The sequence below is a fragment of the Flavivirga rizhaonensis genome (assembly GCF_004791695.1).
Classification (GTDB): domain Bacteria; phylum Bacteroidota; class Bacteroidia; order Flavobacteriales; family Flavobacteriaceae; genus Flavivirga; species Flavivirga rizhaonensis.
The window spans coordinates 1-16,854 of the sequence record NZ_SRSO01000049.1 but is presented as its reverse complement, the minus strand read 5'-3'; the positions used below and the strand labels follow the sequence as shown (position 1 = coordinate 16,854).

Below are 16,854 nucleotides of genomic sequence, written 5' to 3'. Positions count from 1 at the left end.
GTGAAAGCGAAAAACGACCATAGAATATTTATAAAGGAAACACATGCTGACAGTGAGTTTTTTAAGTCTTCTAACACAAAAAAGAAAACTTCAAAAAAAACTAAAGGTTTTTTTAAAGTTCCAAGTGACTACAAACGTTTTAGATTGAATATTGATTTCAATAATAGCTATACAAGACAATTAGTAGAAACATTTCATAACTCTACTACCTTTGGTTTTGATTATGGTATGGAATCCAATATACATCAAGATGATATTTTGGCTTTGGACGCGCATTGGTTAGTGGATGGAAAGCCTTATCTCGCAGAGGCACTGCCTTTTGATGGTTCCTTAAGAATTCCCTTAGCCATTAAACTAAACAAAGAATCACAGATTAGAATTAGAATTGCTGATATTCAAAATTTTGAAAATGGTCAGCCTATCTACCTACATGATATAGAAAACAATACGTTCGTGAATTTAAAAGCCCAGGATTTTAATATTAATCTTGAGGCCAACAATTATAATGACCGTTTTGAAATTGTTTTTGATAAGAACACCTTAAATATTCCAGAAACTAATTTAGATAATTTAAAAGTATTCCAAAACAATAGCATTTCTGAATTAGAAATTTCTAACCCAAATTCTTTAAATGTAAAAGGATTTAGTTTATTTGATATAGCTGGAAAAGAAGTAGAAAAGAAAAGGCTTCATAATAATTCAAAAAAAGTATATACCTACTCCACAAAATTACTTAGTGATGGTGTATATATTCTTCAGGTAAACTTAGATGATAATCAGGTTTTTAAGAAGAAGGTTATTATTGCTAATAAAAAGTAGAACAGTCATAAATTTATTTGATTGACTTATTTTATGTGTGATTTTTCTAAATGAGTTCTATGCTAAAGTCTATTGAATAAGCTAAAAATGCCTTCAGTATAACAATACCTTTAGTATATTTTGAGTGTTAAAAGACAGCAATATATCCTTTTTACTTATTTTAGCGTAATAAAATCTTATTACACGTACAGGCTTTGAATGATTATATGTTGCCATGTTTAAACAAAAAACTCTTTGGTGTAGAATGCATGGGGTGTGGCTTGCAAAGATCTCTTGCGTTAATATTTAAAGGGCAATTTTTAGATGCTTTTTATATGTACCCAGCAATTTATAGCTTAATAATTCTTTTTTTAACTATAGGAATTAATATTTTCTTTAAATTTAAACACTCCACCAAAATTATTGGTGCATTGGCTATAATAACGGTGTCAACAATAATAATAAGTTATCTAATAAAAATAATCAATTAAAATTCAAAAATGGAACAACAAAAACTCAACCCAGCAATTGTTTACGTATTAGCTATTATAGGTTTATTATGCTGCTGTTTTGGCGGGCTTGGATTCATCCTTGCAGGAATTGCATTTATAATTGCTAATAGTAAATTAAATGCGGCTAAGCTTAATCCAGAAAATTATGATCCAAATAGTATTAAAGCTATGAATACAGCCAAAATTGTAGCTTTGGTTATATTAATAATAAATCTTCTGTATCTAATAATGTCAATTTATAGAATATACACGGTGGGTTGGGATGAACTTATGCAACAGTCTCAAGAAATCATGGAGCAATGGCAACAAAATCAATAATATCACATTACTTTAGAATAAAGAGGCTGTCTAAAAAGTGTCATTCTGAATGGAATGAAGAATCTCTTTAAAATATATAACTCTGATTATGAGTTAAATAAGATTCTTCGCGTTGCTCTGAATGACAAGATTAACCACTTTTCAGACAGCCTCTTTTGATAAATATTAATATTGAATAAAGAATTGTACTTATTTATATCAAGTTCAAAACTTTCAAAAGCCGATTTTTCTTCCATTAATACCTAATTTTCAAACTGTTTAAGCGTTTTTATAATAATGCTAACACAGTCTAGCAATTGTTCTTTATCCATCACTAGAGGTGGTGCAAATCGTATAATATTACCGTGGGTTGGTTTTGCTAATAATCCATTATCCCGCAATGCTAAACAAATGTTCCAAGCTCTGTCACTGTCTTCATCATCATTTATAAGAATAGCATTAAGCAAGCCTTTTCCTCTAACTAAACTAGCTATACTACTTGTATCAATATATTTATTTAATTCAAATCTAAATAGGTTTCCCAATATTTCTGCATTCTCAGCTAATTTTTCATCTCTTACTACTTCAAGAGCCGCTATAGCTACTGCAGCTGCTACTGGATTTCCTCCAAAAGTACTTCCATGGTTACCAGGTTTAATAACATTCATAATAGCATCATTAGCTAAAACAGCAGATACTGGATAAACACCACCACTTATGGCTTTACCTAAGACTAAAATATCTGGTATTACATTTTCATGGTTAACAGCTAAAAGCTTTCCTGTTCTGGCTATACCGGTTTGTACCTCATCTGCAATGAACAAAACATTATATGTTTCACAAAGTGATTTTGCCTTAGCCAAATAATTTTCACTAGGAACATAAACCCCAGCTTCTCCTTGTATGGGCTCAACTAAAAAGCCTCCTACATTTGGATTAGATTTTAAAGTTAATTCCAATGCTTCAAGATTATCGTATTCTATTTTTATAAACCCATTGGTATATGGTCCAAAATTTTGACGTGCTACAGGGTCATTGGAAAATGAAATAATCGTTGTAGTGCGTCCATGAAAATTGTTTTCGCATACTATAATTTCAGCTTTATTTTCATCAATCCCTTTTACCTCATAAGCCCATTTTCTACATAGCTTTAAAGCAGTCTCCACAGCTTCAGCTCCCGTATTCATTGGTAATAACTTATCAAAACCAAAAAATTCGCAAGCAAATTTCTCATATTTACCTAGCATATCGTTATGAAATGCTCTTGAAGTTAACGTTAATGTTTGTGCTTGTTGCACCATGGCATTAACAATTTTTGGGTGACAATGCCCTTGATTAACAGCTGAATATGCAGAAAGGAAATCATAATATTGTTTTCCATCTACATCCCACACATACACACCTTCTCCCCTGCTTAATACTACAGGTAGCGGATGGTAATTATGAGCACCATACTTGTTTTCTAATTCGATTAATTGTTGCGATGTTTGTTGTTCTAAAATTGCCATTTTAAAAAAATTTAAATAAAAAAATATGCAATTCCTACTGTACCTTTATTCTTTCGAAGAGACGAAAATTCAGCGTGGGAGAGAAATCATCCCCGGATAGGGAGGCAAAGTTAGTAAATATTAATTGTATTATAAAACCTTAATTTGATATTCTTCCGGAGAGTGAAGACACTTGTAACTCTAATCTTTTCAACTCTCGAATAATAGCATTTTTATCCATTTGCATCCAGGCAAAAATTTTCAACATGCTTACTGCTAACAAAAATACGAATCCACCTATACCCCATTTAATCATTTCGTTTGTAATATCAGTATTAAAGAAATTGATCGCACAATAAATAAATAGAGCAAAGAAGATCAAGTTCATTAAATTCATTAGATACATAATCCATTTATTTTTTCCTTGAAATAGTCCTCCTACCATTTGGAATACATTTTGTTCATCCAATTCATCATAAAACTTTGCTTCTTCCTGGGTTAATGTATCTTTAATTAATTTGTCAATATCATTATTATAATTTTTCATAATTTATATTTTTAATGTTAATTTTAATTTTTCTCTAGCATGAAATAGTCTAGATTTTGCTGTTCCTACAGATATATTTAAAAGGTCGCTTATTTCTTTTAATGAATAGTCTTCAACATAAAACAGTTTAATAACCACTTGCTGATTTTCGGGAAGCTTTTTTACAGTTTGTAAAAGTTTCTTCTTTAATTGCTCATTGTCATCTTCATTTACATCTAGAATATCTTGTTCATATTTATAGTTTTCTAACTCATTCCTATTTTTATTATTAGTCTTAATTGAATTTAAAGATTTTGTATAAACTATGCGCAACGCCCAACTCCCAAAGCTTTCAGGGTTCTTCAAATGGTTTATTTTATCAATAATTGTTTTCCAACTATCTTGAGCTATATCTTTTGCAGCATCGGCATCTTTTAAAATATAAAAAGCCTTTTTACAAAACAATTTATGCCATCGCTTTACCAAAAACACCAATGCTTTTTTGTTACCAGATTGGTAATCTAAAACTAGCTGTTTATCAATTTTTCGTTGTTCACTACTCATTCTTATAAGACAACTTATACTTTAAAGACCATAAAAAACTAAAAAGGTTCATTTTATACCAATTAAACATTAAAATATCGTATAAAAATCGTTTACCCAATCAAGTTGAGCACAGTTTTTTTTCCTTACTTTTTATTTAAAAATAGAACCGTAGCTATACTTTGGCTCCGCTCAGTACAGGAGACTATACTTAGATTTTTAAACTCAATGAATCAAAAAATAATTTAATCTGTTTATATGCATCTTAAAATTCAATTGGTATTATTTTTCTTCAAAGTGAAAATCTCTTAAAGTTAATGTAAATAAAACCATATTTATTTGTTGCTATTATTATTTTTGCAGCATGTCAAGAAGAAAAGCAAAAAAACAAGTTTTTGAGCAAGTAGAAGTTATTGATGCTGGTGCTAAAGGAAAAACGATAGCCAAAGCGCCAGATGGGAAAGTGATTTTTTTACCAAATGCCGTTCCTGGTGATGTTATCGATGTACAAACTTTTAAAAAACGTAAAGCGTATTACGAAGGTAAGGCCATTACGTTCCATAAATTATCGGATAAAAGAACAAATCCTGAATGTGAACATTTTGGTACTTGTGGTGGATGTAAATGGCAAAACATGGCTTATGAGCACCAATTGTTTTACAAACAAAAAGAAGTTACCAATAACTTAACACGTATAGGGCATATCGAACTCCCTGAAATCACCCCTATTTTAGGATCTTTAAATCAATATTTCTATAGAAATAAAATGGAATTCTCTTTTAGTGATAGCCGTTGGCTAACCATAGAAGAAGTACAATCTAATGAAGATTTAGGCGATAGAAATGCACTTGGATTCCATATTCCAGGCATGTGGGATAAAATTTTAGATCTAAAAAAATGTCACTTACAAGCAGACCCATCTAATGCTATTAGAAATGCAGTTAAACAATTTGCCATTGAAAATGACTTAGAGTTTTTCAATACTCGAAACCAAACAGGGTTGTTAAGAACTATGATGATTCGTACATCCAGTACAGGTGATATTATGGTTTTGGTTCAGTTTTTTAAAGAAGATAAAGCTAAACGTGAATTACTGTTAGATTTTATTGCTGACACATTTCCGCAGGTAACTTCTTTACAGTATGTTATTAATGGAAAGGCTAACGATACTATTTATGATCAAGACGTTATTTGCTACAAAGGAGCTGATCATATTTTTGAAGAAATGGAAGGTTTAAAATTTAAAATTAATGCCAAATCATTTTATCAAACAAATTCAGACCAAGCTTATGAGTTATATAAAATCACAAGAGATTTTGCTGAATTAACCGGAAACGAGTTGGTTTACGATTTATATACAGGCACTGGAACCATAGCTCAGTTCGTTGCAAAAAAAGCGAGTAAAGTTATTGGTGTAGAATCTGTTCCAGATGCTATAATTGCTGCAAAAGAAAATGCACAATTAAATAATATAAATAACGTTGAATTCTATGTTGGAGATATGAAACAAGTTTTTAATGATGTATTTATAGAAACACATGGTCAACCAGATGTTATTATAACGGATCCTCCTCGCGATGGAATGCATAAAGACGTGGTGCTACAAATATTAAACATATCCCCAGAAAAGATCGTTTATGTAAGTTGTAACAGTGCCACTCAAGCTAGAGATTTAGCTTTAATGGATGCCATGTACAAAGTAACAAAAACGCAAGCAGTAGATATGTTTCCACAAACATTTCATGTTGAAAATGTGGTACTACTTGAAAAGCGATAAATATGTTGTTAAATCGATTAATAGTTTCTAAAATGATTATATATTAGTCAGAAATAAAATTGAAAAACAACAAATATGTTAAGTCCATTAAGGAACCCTTAATTTAACGGATAACAAATAACGTATACAAAAAGATTAATGAGAAAAAGAAACTTAAGTTTAATACTAATCGCAATCATGGCACTATATTATTTTAGTTGTGAACGCGATGATATTTGCCCAGATAGCACCCCAACTACCCCAAGATTAAAGATTGATCTTTTAGACGTTGCTAATTCAGATAACAAAAAGAACGTTTTTGATTTGGTTGTTATTGGTGTTGACAATGATTTCATTTTAGAAGATTATAATTTCATTGAAAGAGTAGATAGTCTTCTTCTACCATTAAAAACAACTGAAAACAGTACACAATATATACTTATAAAAGACGCTTCAATAAATGACGCTGGTACACCCGATGACACATCTGATGATACTATTGACGGTAATCAAGATCTTATTACTATAAATTATAGCCGTGAAGAAGTTTATGTATCCAGAGCTTGTGGTTATAAAACTATTTTTAGAAATGTAACACTTAACCTGGATACAAATGACCCAGACAGATGGATAGTATCCAGACAACCTTTAACCGATAACCAATCTGTAGAAGATGAAACAGCAGCGCATTTTACAATGTCTCATTAGTAGCTTTATATGCATACTCCTTTTTTGTGCGTCTGTAAATGCACAAAATGATAGCATAGCTAGTACTCCAAAAGATTCTATAAAAGTAAAGTTGAAGTATGGACTTCGTGTTGGTGGTGATGCTGGAAAATTAATTCGTTCGTTTGTAGACGATGAATATACCGGATTTGAAATTTCTGCTGATTTTAGACTTAAAAAGCGCCTGTATATTGCTGGTGAAATTGGAATTGAAGAAAAAAATACAATTAATGATTACTTAGACGTTACAAGTAAAGGTTCATATATAAAAGCAGGTATAGATTATAACATGTATCAAAACTGGCTCAATATGGATAACATGATTTATTCTGGTTTTCGTATAGGAGCAAGTACTTTTAGTCACGATTTAAATAGTTTCACGGTTTATAGTACAAACCAGTACTGGGCTCCTCAATTTTCTTCGACAGAGAAACAAGAATTTAGTGGTTTAACGGCATTATGGGCAGAAATTATTTTAGGTATAAAAGTAGAATTGTTTAATAATTTATATTTGGGACTTAACGCTCAACTCAAAATATTAGCCAGCGAAACTGTTCCTGAAGGTTTTGAAAATGTTTATATCCCAGGGTTTAATAAAACATATGATAGCAGTGGTATTGGTACAGGATACAGTTATACATTATCTTATCGTATTCCTCTTTTTAAGAAAGATAAATAACCATGTAATCAAATAGTACTATATATTCTAATTGACTACGAAGTACTAGAAGTCACAAACCTGAAATTAATATAAAAACCTACTCCTTAAATTTTCTAATACTTGTTGCTTCCTTAGTAGGAAAGTCTTGCGGAATACTTTGGGTAACACCTCCTGTAGCAGCCCATTCTGCACCGCGTTGTAGTGTTGTTATAAATCCAACACACTCCATAGAATAATCCATATGTCCCAAAGCAGAATGAAATATTCTTCCTTTACCATACTCAACAGCCATTAATAATGGTTCGTGCCTACCAGTCCGTCCTTCATTTTTGTCTTCTTTTAGAGCATCTGCTTCCTCTCCTGAAAATGCAGTCGCTAGTATGGTCATGTTTTTAGCTGGTCCACGTAAACGCTCATATAATTCATCTTTAGAGTGCAACCAGGTATCTGGAACCCCTTTCATAATTGGGTGTTCTGGTGCACGCGTTTTTAACTGATATTCCAATTGAGGGCCATGACTCGCACAGGGTCCTTCAGAAGTATCATGTTTCAATGTATTATCAATATCATAATATACATAAGGACCGCTTTCTGTTGTTCTACCTCCCCAGCCACCAAGCGCTATGATTTTATTATACGCATCCCAATCCCCCCAGGCATTATTTGCAGCATGTACAAGAACAAATCCACCACCATTAATCATGTAATCTTCAAAATTCTTTTTAGTCGTATCATTCCAATTAGCCGTTTTCCAACCAAAATTTGAAATAACAACATCATAATCTTTAAAATTAGGACTAAAATTAGGGTCTGGTTTTGGTTCCTCAACAGAAATCCTCTTTACATCGTCTATAGGATACATATCTAATAATGACTCAATCTTTTCAACACCTTCCATTTTATCAAAGTGAGGTCCTTGCCACATATAAGTGGTACGCTGAATATCCACATCAAACAACCCTGTTTCCTCTAAATAACTTTTCATCATTATAGTTGTTTTTGGCCATACACCATGATTATTTTGACCATCAATGATTAAAGCCTTCAGTTTGGTTTTTTGAGGAGTTTCACACCCTATTTGCATGAAAATTAGAGCACAAAGCATGAAAAGTTTTTGAATTTTGAACATATAAAGACTTATTTAAAAATAATTAAAGCTAAATATACAATTCTAAAATAAATCACTATGAATTTGAAATCCATAGTTTTAAAAACTTATTAAAGATATTATAGATGTACTTGATGTTTAATCATTAAAAGCCTTAGTGAAAAAGATTCTATACTAAACGTATCCAAATCACTTCATATACTTCCCCTTCTTACTCCCTTCATACATCACATATTTAACCAAACGTGATTCTAGCTTGGCATTAAACAACTGTATTTTTCGTGAAGGTCGTAAACCAACATGCTTAAGTGCATCAAGGTTACTCGTAATAAACCAAGCATCAGTACCTGGATAATTCTGTTTTAAAGTATCACCAATATCTTTATAAAATGCTTCCATATCTATATTTAAACGCTCACCGTACGGTGGATTAAATACCATATGCAATTTCGCTTCACCTCCTTTTTGAGTTTTAAAGAAATCTTCATGTTTAACTTCTATAAAATCTTCTAATTGCGCATTTTTTGCATTATCTTTCGTTTTGGCTACCGCACTTGGTGCTTTATCGTATCCAATTATTTTATGATGAAAGTCTCGTGTTTTCTTAAGAAGTGATTCTTCTATTCTCTCAAATAAATCAACATCCCAATCCTGCCAACGCTCAAAAGCAAATTCTTTACGCATCAAATTAGGTGGAATATTACAAGCTATCATAGCAGCTTCAATTAACAGTGTACCACTACCACACATAGGATCCATAAAATCAGTTTGTCCATCCCAGCCTGACATCATAATCAATCCTGCTGCTAGTACTTCGTTTATAGGGGCAATATTAGTTGCCGTTTTATAACCGCGTTTATGCAAGGAATCCCCAGAAGAATCTAGAGAAATGGTACATTGACGTCTATCTATATGTACATTGATTTTAAGATCAGGGAATTTTAAATCGACATTTGGTCGTTGCCCTGTAGTATCACGAAACTTATCTACAATAGCATCTTTTGTTTTTTGAGCAATATATAAAGAGTGAGAAAACAAATCGGAATGAATCGTTGCATCAACCGCTAAAGTCCCAGTGGATTTTAAATAAGCTCCCCAATCCATAGCATAGATTTTATCGTATAAATCTTTTTCACTATTTACGGTAAATGAATGAATGGGCTTTAAAATTTTAACAGCAGTACGTAAACCTAAATTAGCCTTGTACATAAACCCCTTATCACCAGAAAAACTAACATTCCGAACACCTTTTTTAACATCTTGTGCTCCAAGCTTTGTAAGTTCGTTTGCTAATAATTCTTCAAAACCAAACAGAGTTTTGGCTACCATTGTGAAATTTTCTTCCATTTTTTCCTACTACTTGCTGTATACACTTTATTAGCTTGCAAAAATAGCGTAATTTTGTGTTAAATTAATGTTAATAGGAATTAGATTAAAGGGACAGTTACACCTTATTTAAGAAAAGAGATTGTAGAATATTTTACGCATGAGTTTACTATTTATTAAGTATTAAACCATGAATAAAGCAGCTTCTTGTGTTACTAAAACACAAGAAACCACCAAAAAATAATATGATAACAAATACAACAAATTGGTACACGTCTTGGTTTGATACACCATTTTACCACATTTTATATAAAGATAGGGATAATACCGAAGCACAAGCGTTTATGGATACTTTGACCAACTATTTAAATATGCCCGAGCTTGGTACTATTTTAGATTTGGCCTGTGGAAAAGGGAGACATGCTGTTTACTTAAATACTTTGGGGTACCATGTAACAGGTGTAGATTTAAGTGAAAATAGTATTAAGCATGCTAAACAATTTGAAAACGATACCTTACATTTTGAAGTCCATGATATGTGTAAGCCTTATAACAAGCAATTTGATGCCGTTTTTAATTTGTTTACTAGTTTTGGGTATTTTGATAAAGATGAAGACAACTTAAATACCATTAAAGCCATAAAAGCTAATTTAAATGATTTTGGTTTTGGAGTCATTGACTTTATGAATAGTGAATTTATAATTGATAATTTAGTTCCTGAAGAGCTCAAAACAGTTAACGGCATAGACTTTAATTTAAAGCGCTATGTAGAAGATGGTTATATTGTAAAAGATATTTCGTTTATCGCAGATGATGAAAATTATAATTTTCAAGAACGCGTAAAAGCATTTAAGCTTGATGATTTTCAAAAATTATTTAAAAAAGCCGGCGTACATTTGTTAGATGTTTTTGGAGATTATAAATTGCGTAAGTTTAATTCGAAAACATCAGAACGTTTAGTAATGATTTTTAAATAGCCTATAATTGCTATTAAAACCACTTTTTTTTGAGTATTTAGTATACATGAATAATTATCTTTTACCTTTTTACGCTGTTATTTTAGGTGTGCTTATAGCTAGCATTACCAAAACAAAAAAATCTTGGAATACCAAGCTCCTGCTCTCTTTTAGTGGTGCTTTTTTACTAGCTCTAACTCTTTTTGAATTATTACCGGAGGTTTATAATCATTTAGACACTAAACTAACTGGGCTTTATATTATGTGCGGTATTTTACTGCAAATTATTTTAGAGTTATTTTCTAAAGGAGCAGAACATGGTCATGTACACATACACAAGAATGAAACAGCTTTTCCATGGCTATTATTTATTAGCTTATGCATTCATAGTTTTCTAGAAGGATTTGCCATACATGAACACAACGATATGGTTTACGGAGTGTTAATACATAAAATACCTATTGCGACTTTAATCAGTATGTTTTTATTTCAGTCTAATTACAGTAAAATACAGATTGGTATCTTTCTAACCATTTTTGCTTGTATGACACCATTAGGAACTATTATTTCACATACTTCCGAAACTGTTGCCAGTTTTGCACATATTATTAATGCCATAGTTATAGGCATCTTTTTTCATATTTCCACGACCATTCTATTTGAAAGTGGAGATGGGCATAAATTCAATTTATCCAAATTTATTGCTATTATTCTAGGAGTTGGTATAGCTTATTTGATATAATGTTTTCTAAAGAAGAATCGCGGCAATTACGACAAGAGTTTTGGACCAGTTTTGGGAAATCCTTTCCTAGAAAATGGATTTTATACAACACAAAATTAAAAGGTCTTAGTTTTAAGTTTTACTTTGATAACAAAAAAGCGTTAGTGGCTTTAGATTTAGAAGGTGACCTTGAAAATCGTATCAAATATTGGGAAAAGCTTCAAGCATTAAAATCTATCCTTATAGATGATTTCGTTCCTAATGCTATTTTTAATGAGGAATATTTTTTAGATAATGAAAAAGAAGTTTCTGGAATTTATGTGCCTTTAGAGCAAAAAGTATCTATTCACAATAAAAATTCATGGAGAGCTGTTATGGAGTTTTTCAATAAAGAGATGAGCTTATTTGAAGCTTTTTTTGAAGCATATAAAGATGTGATTGAAGGCTAATATAATCATACCACCGTTTTCGCCATTTGATAGTCATCCATTACAAATCCATTACCTATATCGGTAACTAAAGGGCCTACATTAATGAATCCCAATTTTTCATAAGCTTTAATAGCATTGGTATTATTTATATTTACTGTAAGCCTTATATTTTTTAGTTGATAGTCTTTTGCTTTTGCCTCAATAAACAACATGGCTTTTTTTCCTATTTTCTTTCCTCTATGACTACTTAAAACATAAATTTTGCTTAAAAATAATGATTCATCTTCCTTCTTTACCGAAATATAGCCAACTGGAGTTTCCTCATAGACCATTAAAAAATACTCAAACCCTTCTGCTACCTGCCTTTCAATAGCTCCTGCAGATTGATATTTATCAAGCATATAATCTATCTGAGGCTTTCCCACTATAGGAATATAGTGTTCTCTCCAAATAATATTGGCTAGTTTCTCAATTTGTAAAAAGTGATTCTTTGTATCGGCAATAATAATTTCTGTCATATAAAACTTTGAATTAAAAACTCAAATTAAGTAATAAAAAGCGGAATTAACAGCATGCTAACACACCCTAAAAGCACCTTTCATCGAAAAATTAGGTCTTTTATCTATATATTTGAATATATTTAAAGTCCAACTTTTAAAAAACAACGTAACTAAAAAATAAAAAGACAAACCTCCAAATATGAAAAAACACTTACTTTTCTTTTTTCTATGCTTTCCTAGTTACTTTTTTTCTCAACACTATTCAGATTACTTGGGTGCTGGACATAGTATTGGTATAAACGTAACTTCCAGTAGCGAACAAAGTCGTGCAAATTGGAGAGAAACTGCCAGAGCTTCCAATACAGTTAATGGTCATGGTTTAGATGCTCGTTTATTAGAAACATCCAGGTTTTTAGCACAAGCAACTTTTGGAACTGATTTAGATTATATTAAATCCGTTGCTAAAAAACCATTTGAAGATTGGATTGATTCTCAATTTGAGATTAATAGTCCGTCAATGGGGCAAATGACTGACGATATCTACAATCAAGCACTTGTTATTTTTGTTGCTAATGGAGGCAATCCGAATGATTACGATGGTCCGCAAGATGATCATTTTCAATATGCATGGTGGCAATCTAATATTGGAAATGACGATTTATTAAGACAAAGAATAGCTTTAGCATTAAGTGAAATATTAGTCATCTCATGGGATTCAAACCTAGATAATTACGGTGTTGGTTTTGGCGACTATTACGATGTTTTAAAAGATAACGCCTTTGGCAATTTTAGAGATTTACTGCTAGGGATAACGCTACATCCAATGATGGGTGGCTATTTGAGTCATTACAATAACCCAAAAAGTATTCCTGAAGAAAACATTCACCCAGATGAGAATTTTGCGAGGGAAATTATGCAATTGTTTACTATCGGGTTATATGAACTTAATCAAGATGGTAGCTATGAGCTAGATGGAAATGGCGATAGAATTCCAACTTACGATAATGATGACATAAAAGAATTTGCAAAAATATTTACAGGACTAGGAACTTCAGAAGTTGAAGAGAACGAATATGATGTTGTCCCCGGTTTTGATATATCTTTCAATTTTGCCAAAAAAAATATCCCCATGGTTATGTATGAAGAATGGCATGAACCTGGAGAGAAAAAATTATTAAATGGAAAAATAGTTCCTAGTGGCCAATCTGGTATGAAAGATATTGAAGATGCCGTAGACAACTTATTTAATCATAAAAACACTGGTCCTTTTATTTCTTTACGCTTAATACAGCAATTAATAAAATCTAATCCTTCACCTGCTTACATATCAAGAGTTAGTAATGTCTTCAACAATTATAATGGCGTTAGGGGTGATATGAAAGCCGTTATTAAAGCCATTTTATTAGATGAAGAAGCAAGAAGCTGTAGTTGGATTAACGACTCTAATAGTGGTAAATTGGTGGCGCCTATGATTCGGTATTTCAATGCAACCAGGCAATTAGATTTAGACAATAAAAACGGTTTAAACTGGAATTTAGGAAGAAGTTTTTTTAGAGCGACAGGTCAATTGCCTTTAGGGTCTCCAAGTGTTTTCAACTTTTATTTACCAGAATATGTTCCCAACTCAGAATTTGCAGATGCAAACTTAAAAGGCCCAGAATTCGAAATACATACTTCTGCTGCAAGTTTAGCCTATCTAAACGAAGTAAACTCATGGACTAATACAAATTATTTTTCAATGTTATCTACCAGAAACCTAGATCTGGAAGACACGCCTTTAAATCTTGAGAAATTAAAGTATTATGCACAAGATGGTGAAGTCCTTGTAAATATGCTAGATAAACTATTTACTCGTGGTCAACTTTCTAATGAAACAAAACAAATAATAGTCGATGCTATAGAGCCATTAGAAGGCGGAAATGAAAATATCGATTATATGCATCTACGAGTAAGAATGGGACTGTTTTTAATTTTAACAAGCCCAGATTATGTTATACTAAAATAACGCAAATGACAAAACATAAAAACAATATATCGAGACGAAAATTTTTAGGACAATCATGTGCTGCACTTGGTTACACAACCATGTTTTCATCATTAATTAACCTAAAAGCCATGGCTGCTACAGCTATGAATAATTCGTCTAATATTACTGTAGGCGGCGATTATAAAGCTTTGGTTTGCTTAAATCTAGGTGGTGGTAACGATTCTTTCAATATGCTTATTCCTAGAGGGAATAATGAGCATAGTGAATATGCCACTACCCGATCCAACTTAGCCATACCACAAAATCAAATCTTGCCAATTAATCCAAATACATCAGACGGTAGAACTTTTGGTTTGCACCCATCCATGCCAAATATGCAGCAATTATTCGATAATAATAACTTGGCATTTCTCGCTAATGTAGGCACTTTAATAGAACCCTCAACAAAATTAGATATCAAGGATAAGGTTGTTAAAACCCCTTTGGGCTTATTTTCTCATTCAGATCAAACGCAACAATGGCAAACAGGAAGACCACATGAGAGAACTAATATTGGCTGGGGTGGTCGAATTGCAGATTTAGTGCAATCAATGAATTCCAATGAAAATATATCAATGAATGTGTCTTTAGGAGGCAGTAATATATTTCAGAGAGGTAATCAAGTCATACCTTATGCTATAAGAACTAGTGGAAGTATCGGAATCAATCGTTATGGACGAGACAATATTTATGATCGATTAAGAACACAAGCCATAAATTCTATGTTAGATCGAGATTATCAAGATATTTTTAAAAACACGTATAAAAATACTATAAAAACTTCGAATGATGCTGGTCTACAATTTCAAGAAGCTGTAGATGGAATTCCAGAGTTTACCACCATAATGCCTGAAGAAAACGGTCTAGCAGAAAGATTAAGAATGGTTGCAAAAACTATTGCTAGTAGAGACGTTTTAGGTTTTTCCAGGCAAACATTTTTTGTTAATGCCGGAGGTTGGGACCATCATGATGAACTTTTGGTTAGCCAAGCAAATAGATTAGCAGAAGTAGATGCTGCTTTGCAATATTTTAATGGCCTAATGGCAGAATTAAACTTAAATGATTGTGTAACATTATTTAGTATCTCTGATTTTGGACGAACACTTACGTCAAATGGGAATGGAACAGATCATGCCTGGGGAGGGAACGCTTTTATGATGGGCGGTGCTGTACAAGGAAAAGAAATATATGGAGACTACCCTGTCCTAGCATTAGGCAGTGATGTTGATCTTAGAAATGGTGTCCTGATACCATCAACTCCCGCAGATCTTTATATGGCAGAACTCGCCTTGTGGTTTGGAGTTCCTGCTTCAGACCTTACAACCATTTTACCAAACCTATCTAATTTTTACGATACTAACTCTGGTACGCCTCCAATTGGCTTTATGAATATGATATGATGAAAAAACAATACATACACATACTAGTTACTTTTATATTTATTTCACCTATAATAAATGCACAATGCTATCCAGATAGACATAGTACGAGCTGGTATGACAGCTGGATCTCTTGTGAAAAATCGCAAAATCCTAATCCAGCATATGGTCAAACACACTGGATTATGTATGATTTTGGGTATGAATACGAATTAAAAGAATCTAAATTCTGGAACGCCAACGAACCAAAAAACCTAAATTATGGCATCAATAATTATAATTTAGATTATTCTTTAGATGGTACTACGTGGACTAATTTAGGTGCTTTTCAAATGGAACAAGGAACAGGATCGTCCACATATGAAGGCCATGAAGGCCCTGATTTTGACTTTACAAAAGCACGATATGTATTAATTACTCCTATTTCAAATTTTGGAGGTGATTGTTACGCATTAAGTGAAATGAAAATCAACATTACAGATCCTTTTGATCTTATTGCTGAAGAAAACGGATTTAATGCTTTAGCGTATCCTAATCCTTTTGTTAGTAGTATTAGTCTTAGAATTGCATCTATTGATGAAACCAATCCTATACATTACACATTGTATGATATGTTAGGAAGACCTATAGCTTCTAATAGCATAAGTTTAATTGAAGACACCGAAATTTATGAATTACCTATAAATGGTAATGCGCTATCTGTAGGTATGTATATTCTAAATATTGAGCAAAATAGTAACAAACGTGCTTTCAAAATTATAAAAAGGAAATAAGACTTTTGTTTGCTTATTCTAACGTGTAACTCGATTTAATACAATTAGTTACATTAAAAACACCCCTAAAATCCCCTCAAGGGGACAATTTTACCGAGTGAGATTCCTCCCTCTAGGGAGGATTAAGGAGGGTGTTTTTTAATACAAAATATTTTATAAACCTAACAATCAGATCTTTACAATGAAGTTGAATAATTTAAGTTAAATCGAGTTTGTATGTTTAAAGTGTCATTCTAAAACCAGGAGGTATTATTAATTTGTTAGTGCAAAATTAACTTAAATAATACCATCTGATATGAAAGATATACAAATTACAAAAAAAGTAGAT

General features: G+C 32.0%; 18 protein-coding genes. 12 read left to right on the top strand and 6 right to left on the bottom strand.

The genetic code is table 11. The annotated features are described in order from the left end of the window. The 3 genes from EM932_RS20365 to EM932_RS20355 all read left to right on the top strand — a co-directional run. Nucleotides 1-819, top strand: an 819-nt coding sequence (locus EM932_RS20365; protein ID WP_135879053.1) for a T9SS type A sorting domain-containing protein, incomplete at its 5' end; no start/stop codon positions are given. A gap of 206 nt (nucleotides 820-1,025) precedes the next feature. Then, nucleotides 1,026-1,289: a DUF2752 domain-containing protein gene (locus tag EM932_RS20360; RefSeq protein ID WP_170179861.1), complete on the top strand. Its 264-nt coding sequence runs from the start codon at nucleotides 1,026-1,028 to the stop codon at nucleotides 1,287-1,289. A 9-nt stretch (nucleotides 1,290-1,298) separates the two neighbouring features. Continuing rightward, nucleotides 1,299-1,628: a CCC motif membrane protein gene (locus EM932_RS20355; RefSeq protein WP_135879051.1), complete on the top strand. Its 330-nt coding sequence runs from the start codon at nucleotides 1,299-1,301 to the stop codon at nucleotides 1,626-1,628. Between the two features lie 242 nt (nucleotides 1,629-1,870). Here the strand turns inward: EM932_RS20355 and rocD are convergent, their stop codons facing one another. From rocD to EM932_RS20340, 3 genes are all read right to left on the bottom strand, one after another. Beyond that, the gene (rocD, locus tag EM932_RS20350) at nucleotides 1,871-3,115 is read right to left on the bottom strand and encodes an ornithine--oxo-acid transaminase (RefSeq protein WP_135879050.1); all 1,245 of its coding nucleotides are present in this window, start codon (nucleotides 3,113-3,115) and stop codon (nucleotides 1,871-1,873) included. A 139-nt stretch (nucleotides 3,116-3,254) separates the two neighbouring features. Further along, nucleotides 3,255-3,641: a DUF6768 family protein gene (locus EM932_RS20345; protein WP_135879049.1), complete on the bottom strand. Its 387-nt coding sequence runs from the start codon at nucleotides 3,639-3,641 to the stop codon at nucleotides 3,255-3,257. Between the two features lie 3 nt (nucleotides 3,642-3,644). Further along, the gene (locus tag EM932_RS20340; RefSeq protein WP_135879048.1) at nucleotides 3,645-4,184 is read right to left on the bottom strand and encodes an RNA polymerase sigma factor; all 540 of its coding nucleotides are present in this window, start codon (nucleotides 4,182-4,184) and stop codon (nucleotides 3,645-3,647) included. 343 nt (nucleotides 4,185-4,527) lie between these two features. On the opposite strand from EM932_RS20340, the gene rlmD reads away from it, so the two are divergent. The 3 genes from rlmD to EM932_RS20325 all read left to right on the top strand — a co-directional run bounded on the left by rlmD (nucleotide 4,528) and on the right by EM932_RS20325 (nucleotide 7,324). Further along, a complete protein-coding gene (rlmD, locus tag EM932_RS20335) occupies nucleotides 4,528-5,940 on the top strand; it encodes a 23S rRNA (uracil(1939)-C(5))-methyltransferase RlmD (RefSeq protein WP_135879047.1) in 1,413 nt (470 codons plus the stop codon). Between the two features lie 177 nt (nucleotides 5,941-6,117). Further along, on the top strand, nucleotides 6,118-6,627 hold the full coding sequence (locus EM932_RS20330) for a DUF6452 family protein (RefSeq protein WP_135879046.1): 510 nt from the start codon (nucleotides 6,118-6,120) through the stop codon (nucleotides 6,625-6,627). After that, entirely contained in the window at nucleotides 6,593-7,324 is a 732-nt protein-coding gene (locus EM932_RS20325; protein WP_135879045.1) for a DUF6048 family protein, read from the top strand. Before EM932_RS20330 ends, EM932_RS20325 begins: the two co-directional genes overlap by 35 nt. Nucleotides 7,325-7,403: 79 nt before the next feature. On the opposite strand, the gene EM932_RS20320 is transcribed toward EM932_RS20325, so the two are convergent. Both EM932_RS20320 and EM932_RS20315 read right to left on the bottom strand, forming a co-directional pair. Continuing rightward, nucleotides 7,404-8,411: a ThuA domain-containing protein gene (locus EM932_RS20320; RefSeq protein ID WP_211344332.1), complete on the bottom strand. Its 1,008-nt coding sequence runs from the start codon at nucleotides 8,409-8,411 to the stop codon at nucleotides 7,404-7,406. A gap of 192 nt (nucleotides 8,412-8,603) precedes the next feature. Further along, the gene (locus EM932_RS20315; protein WP_135879043.1) at nucleotides 8,604-9,761 is read right to left on the bottom strand and encodes a THUMP domain-containing class I SAM-dependent RNA methyltransferase; all 1,158 of its coding nucleotides are present in this window, start codon (nucleotides 9,759-9,761) and stop codon (nucleotides 8,604-8,606) included. 224 nt (nucleotides 9,762-9,985) lie between these two features. Here EM932_RS20315 and EM932_RS20310 point away from each other — a divergent pair, with 224 nt between their 5' ends. The 3 genes from EM932_RS20310 to EM932_RS20300 are packed head-to-tail and all read left to right on the top strand — an operon-like array spanning nucleotide 9,986 to nucleotide 11,866. Continuing rightward, nucleotides 9,986-10,717, top strand: coding sequence for a class I SAM-dependent methyltransferase (locus tag EM932_RS20310; protein WP_135879042.1), 732 nt, complete (start codon nucleotides 9,986-9,988; stop codon nucleotides 10,715-10,717). 46 nt (nucleotides 10,718-10,763) lie between these two features. Next, nucleotides 10,764-11,438: a ZIP family metal transporter gene (locus EM932_RS20305; protein WP_135879041.1), complete on the top strand. Its 675-nt coding sequence runs from the start codon at nucleotides 10,764-10,766 to the stop codon at nucleotides 11,436-11,438. Beyond that, nucleotides 11,438-11,866, top strand: coding sequence for a DUF4268 domain-containing protein (locus tag EM932_RS20300; protein WP_135879040.1), 429 nt, complete (start codon nucleotides 11,438-11,440; stop codon nucleotides 11,864-11,866). The genes EM932_RS20305 and EM932_RS20300 overlap by 1 nt, the downstream gene beginning before the upstream one ends. Before the next feature lie 5 nt (nucleotides 11,867-11,871). On the opposite strand, the gene EM932_RS20295 is transcribed toward EM932_RS20300, so the two are convergent. Continuing rightward, nucleotides 11,872-12,366, bottom strand: a complete 495-nt coding sequence (locus EM932_RS20295) for a GNAT family N-acetyltransferase (protein ID WP_135879039.1) — start codon at nucleotides 12,364-12,366, stop codon at nucleotides 11,872-11,874. 181 nt (nucleotides 12,367-12,547) lie between these two features. Here EM932_RS20295 and EM932_RS20290 point away from each other — a divergent pair, with 181 nt between their 5' ends. From EM932_RS20290 to EM932_RS20280, 3 genes are read left to right on the top strand one after another with little or no spacing between them, the layout of a single operon-like run. Further along, the gene (locus EM932_RS20290; RefSeq protein WP_135879038.1) at nucleotides 12,548-14,353 is read left to right on the top strand and encodes a DUF1800 domain-containing protein; all 1,806 of its coding nucleotides are present in this window, start codon (nucleotides 12,548-12,550) and stop codon (nucleotides 14,351-14,353) included. Nucleotides 14,354-14,358: 5 nt separating this feature from the next. Beyond that, nucleotides 14,359-15,774 carry a DUF1501 domain-containing protein gene (locus EM932_RS20285; RefSeq protein WP_135879037.1) on the top strand — a complete coding sequence of 472 codons (1,416 nt, stop codon included), beginning with the start codon at nucleotides 14,359-14,361 and terminating at the stop codon, nucleotides 15,772-15,774. Then, entirely contained in the window at nucleotides 15,771-16,526 is a 756-nt protein-coding gene (locus tag EM932_RS20280; protein WP_135879036.1) for a discoidin domain-containing protein, read from the top strand. Before EM932_RS20285 ends, EM932_RS20280 begins: the two co-directional genes overlap by 4 nt. The last annotated feature ends 328 nt before the right edge of the window (nucleotides 16,527-16,854 follow it).

Bases quoted from the DNA above. Each gene is read 5' to 3' on its own strand.
- EM932_RS20285 (WP_135879037.1), top strand. From the start codon at position 14,359: ATGACAAAACATAAAAACAATATATCGAGACGAAAATTTTTAGGACAA.
- EM932_RS20295 (WP_135879039.1), bottom strand. From the start codon at position 12,366: ATGACAGAAATTATTATTGCCGATACAAAGAATCACTTTTTACAAATT.
- EM932_RS20310 (WP_135879042.1), top strand. From the start codon at position 9,986: ATGATAACAAATACAACAAATTGGTACACGTCTTGGTTTGATACACCA.
- EM932_RS20315 (WP_135879043.1), bottom strand. From the start codon at position 9,761: ATGGAAGAAAATTTCACAATGGTAGCCAAAACTCTGTTTGGTTTTGAA.
- EM932_RS20290 (WP_135879038.1), top strand. From the start codon at position 12,548: ATGAAAAAACACTTACTTTTCTTTTTTCTATGCTTTCCTAGTTACTTT.
- rocD (WP_135879050.1), bottom strand. From the start codon at position 3,115: ATGGCAATTTTAGAACAACAAACATCGCAACAATTAATCGAATTAGAA.
- EM932_RS20305 (WP_135879041.1), top strand. From the start codon at position 10,764: ATGAATAATTATCTTTTACCTTTTTACGCTGTTATTTTAGGTGTGCTT.
- rlmD (WP_135879047.1), top strand. From the start codon at position 4,528: ATGTCAAGAAGAAAAGCAAAAAAACAAGTTTTTGAGCAAGTAGAAGTT.
- EM932_RS20280 (WP_135879036.1), top strand. From the start codon at position 15,771: ATGATGAAAAAACAATACATACACATACTAGTTACTTTTATATTTATT.
- EM932_RS20330 (WP_135879046.1), top strand. From the start codon at position 6,118: ATGGCACTATATTATTTTAGTTGTGAACGCGATGATATTTGCCCAGAT.
- EM932_RS20355 (WP_135879051.1), top strand. From the start codon at position 1,299: ATGGAACAACAAAAACTCAACCCAGCAATTGTTTACGTATTAGCTATT.
- EM932_RS20325 (WP_135879045.1), top strand. From the start codon at position 6,593: ATGAAACAGCAGCGCATTTTACAATGTCTCATTAGTAGCTTTATATGC.
- EM932_RS20300 (WP_135879040.1), top strand. From the start codon at position 11,438: ATGTTTTCTAAAGAAGAATCGCGGCAATTACGACAAGAGTTTTGGACC.
- EM932_RS20320 (WP_211344332.1), bottom strand. From the start codon at position 8,411: ATGCTTTGTGCTCTAATTTTCATGCAAATAGGGTGTGAAACTCCTCAA.
- EM932_RS20340 (WP_135879048.1), bottom strand. From the start codon at position 4,184: ATGAGTAGTGAACAACGAAAAATTGATAAACAGCTAGTTTTAGATTAC.
- EM932_RS20360 (WP_170179861.1), top strand. From the start codon at position 1,026: ATGTTGCCATGTTTAAACAAAAAACTCTTTGGTGTAGAATGCATGGGG.
- EM932_RS20345 (WP_135879049.1), bottom strand. From the start codon at position 3,641: ATGAAAAATTATAATAATGATATTGACAAATTAATTAAAGATACATTA.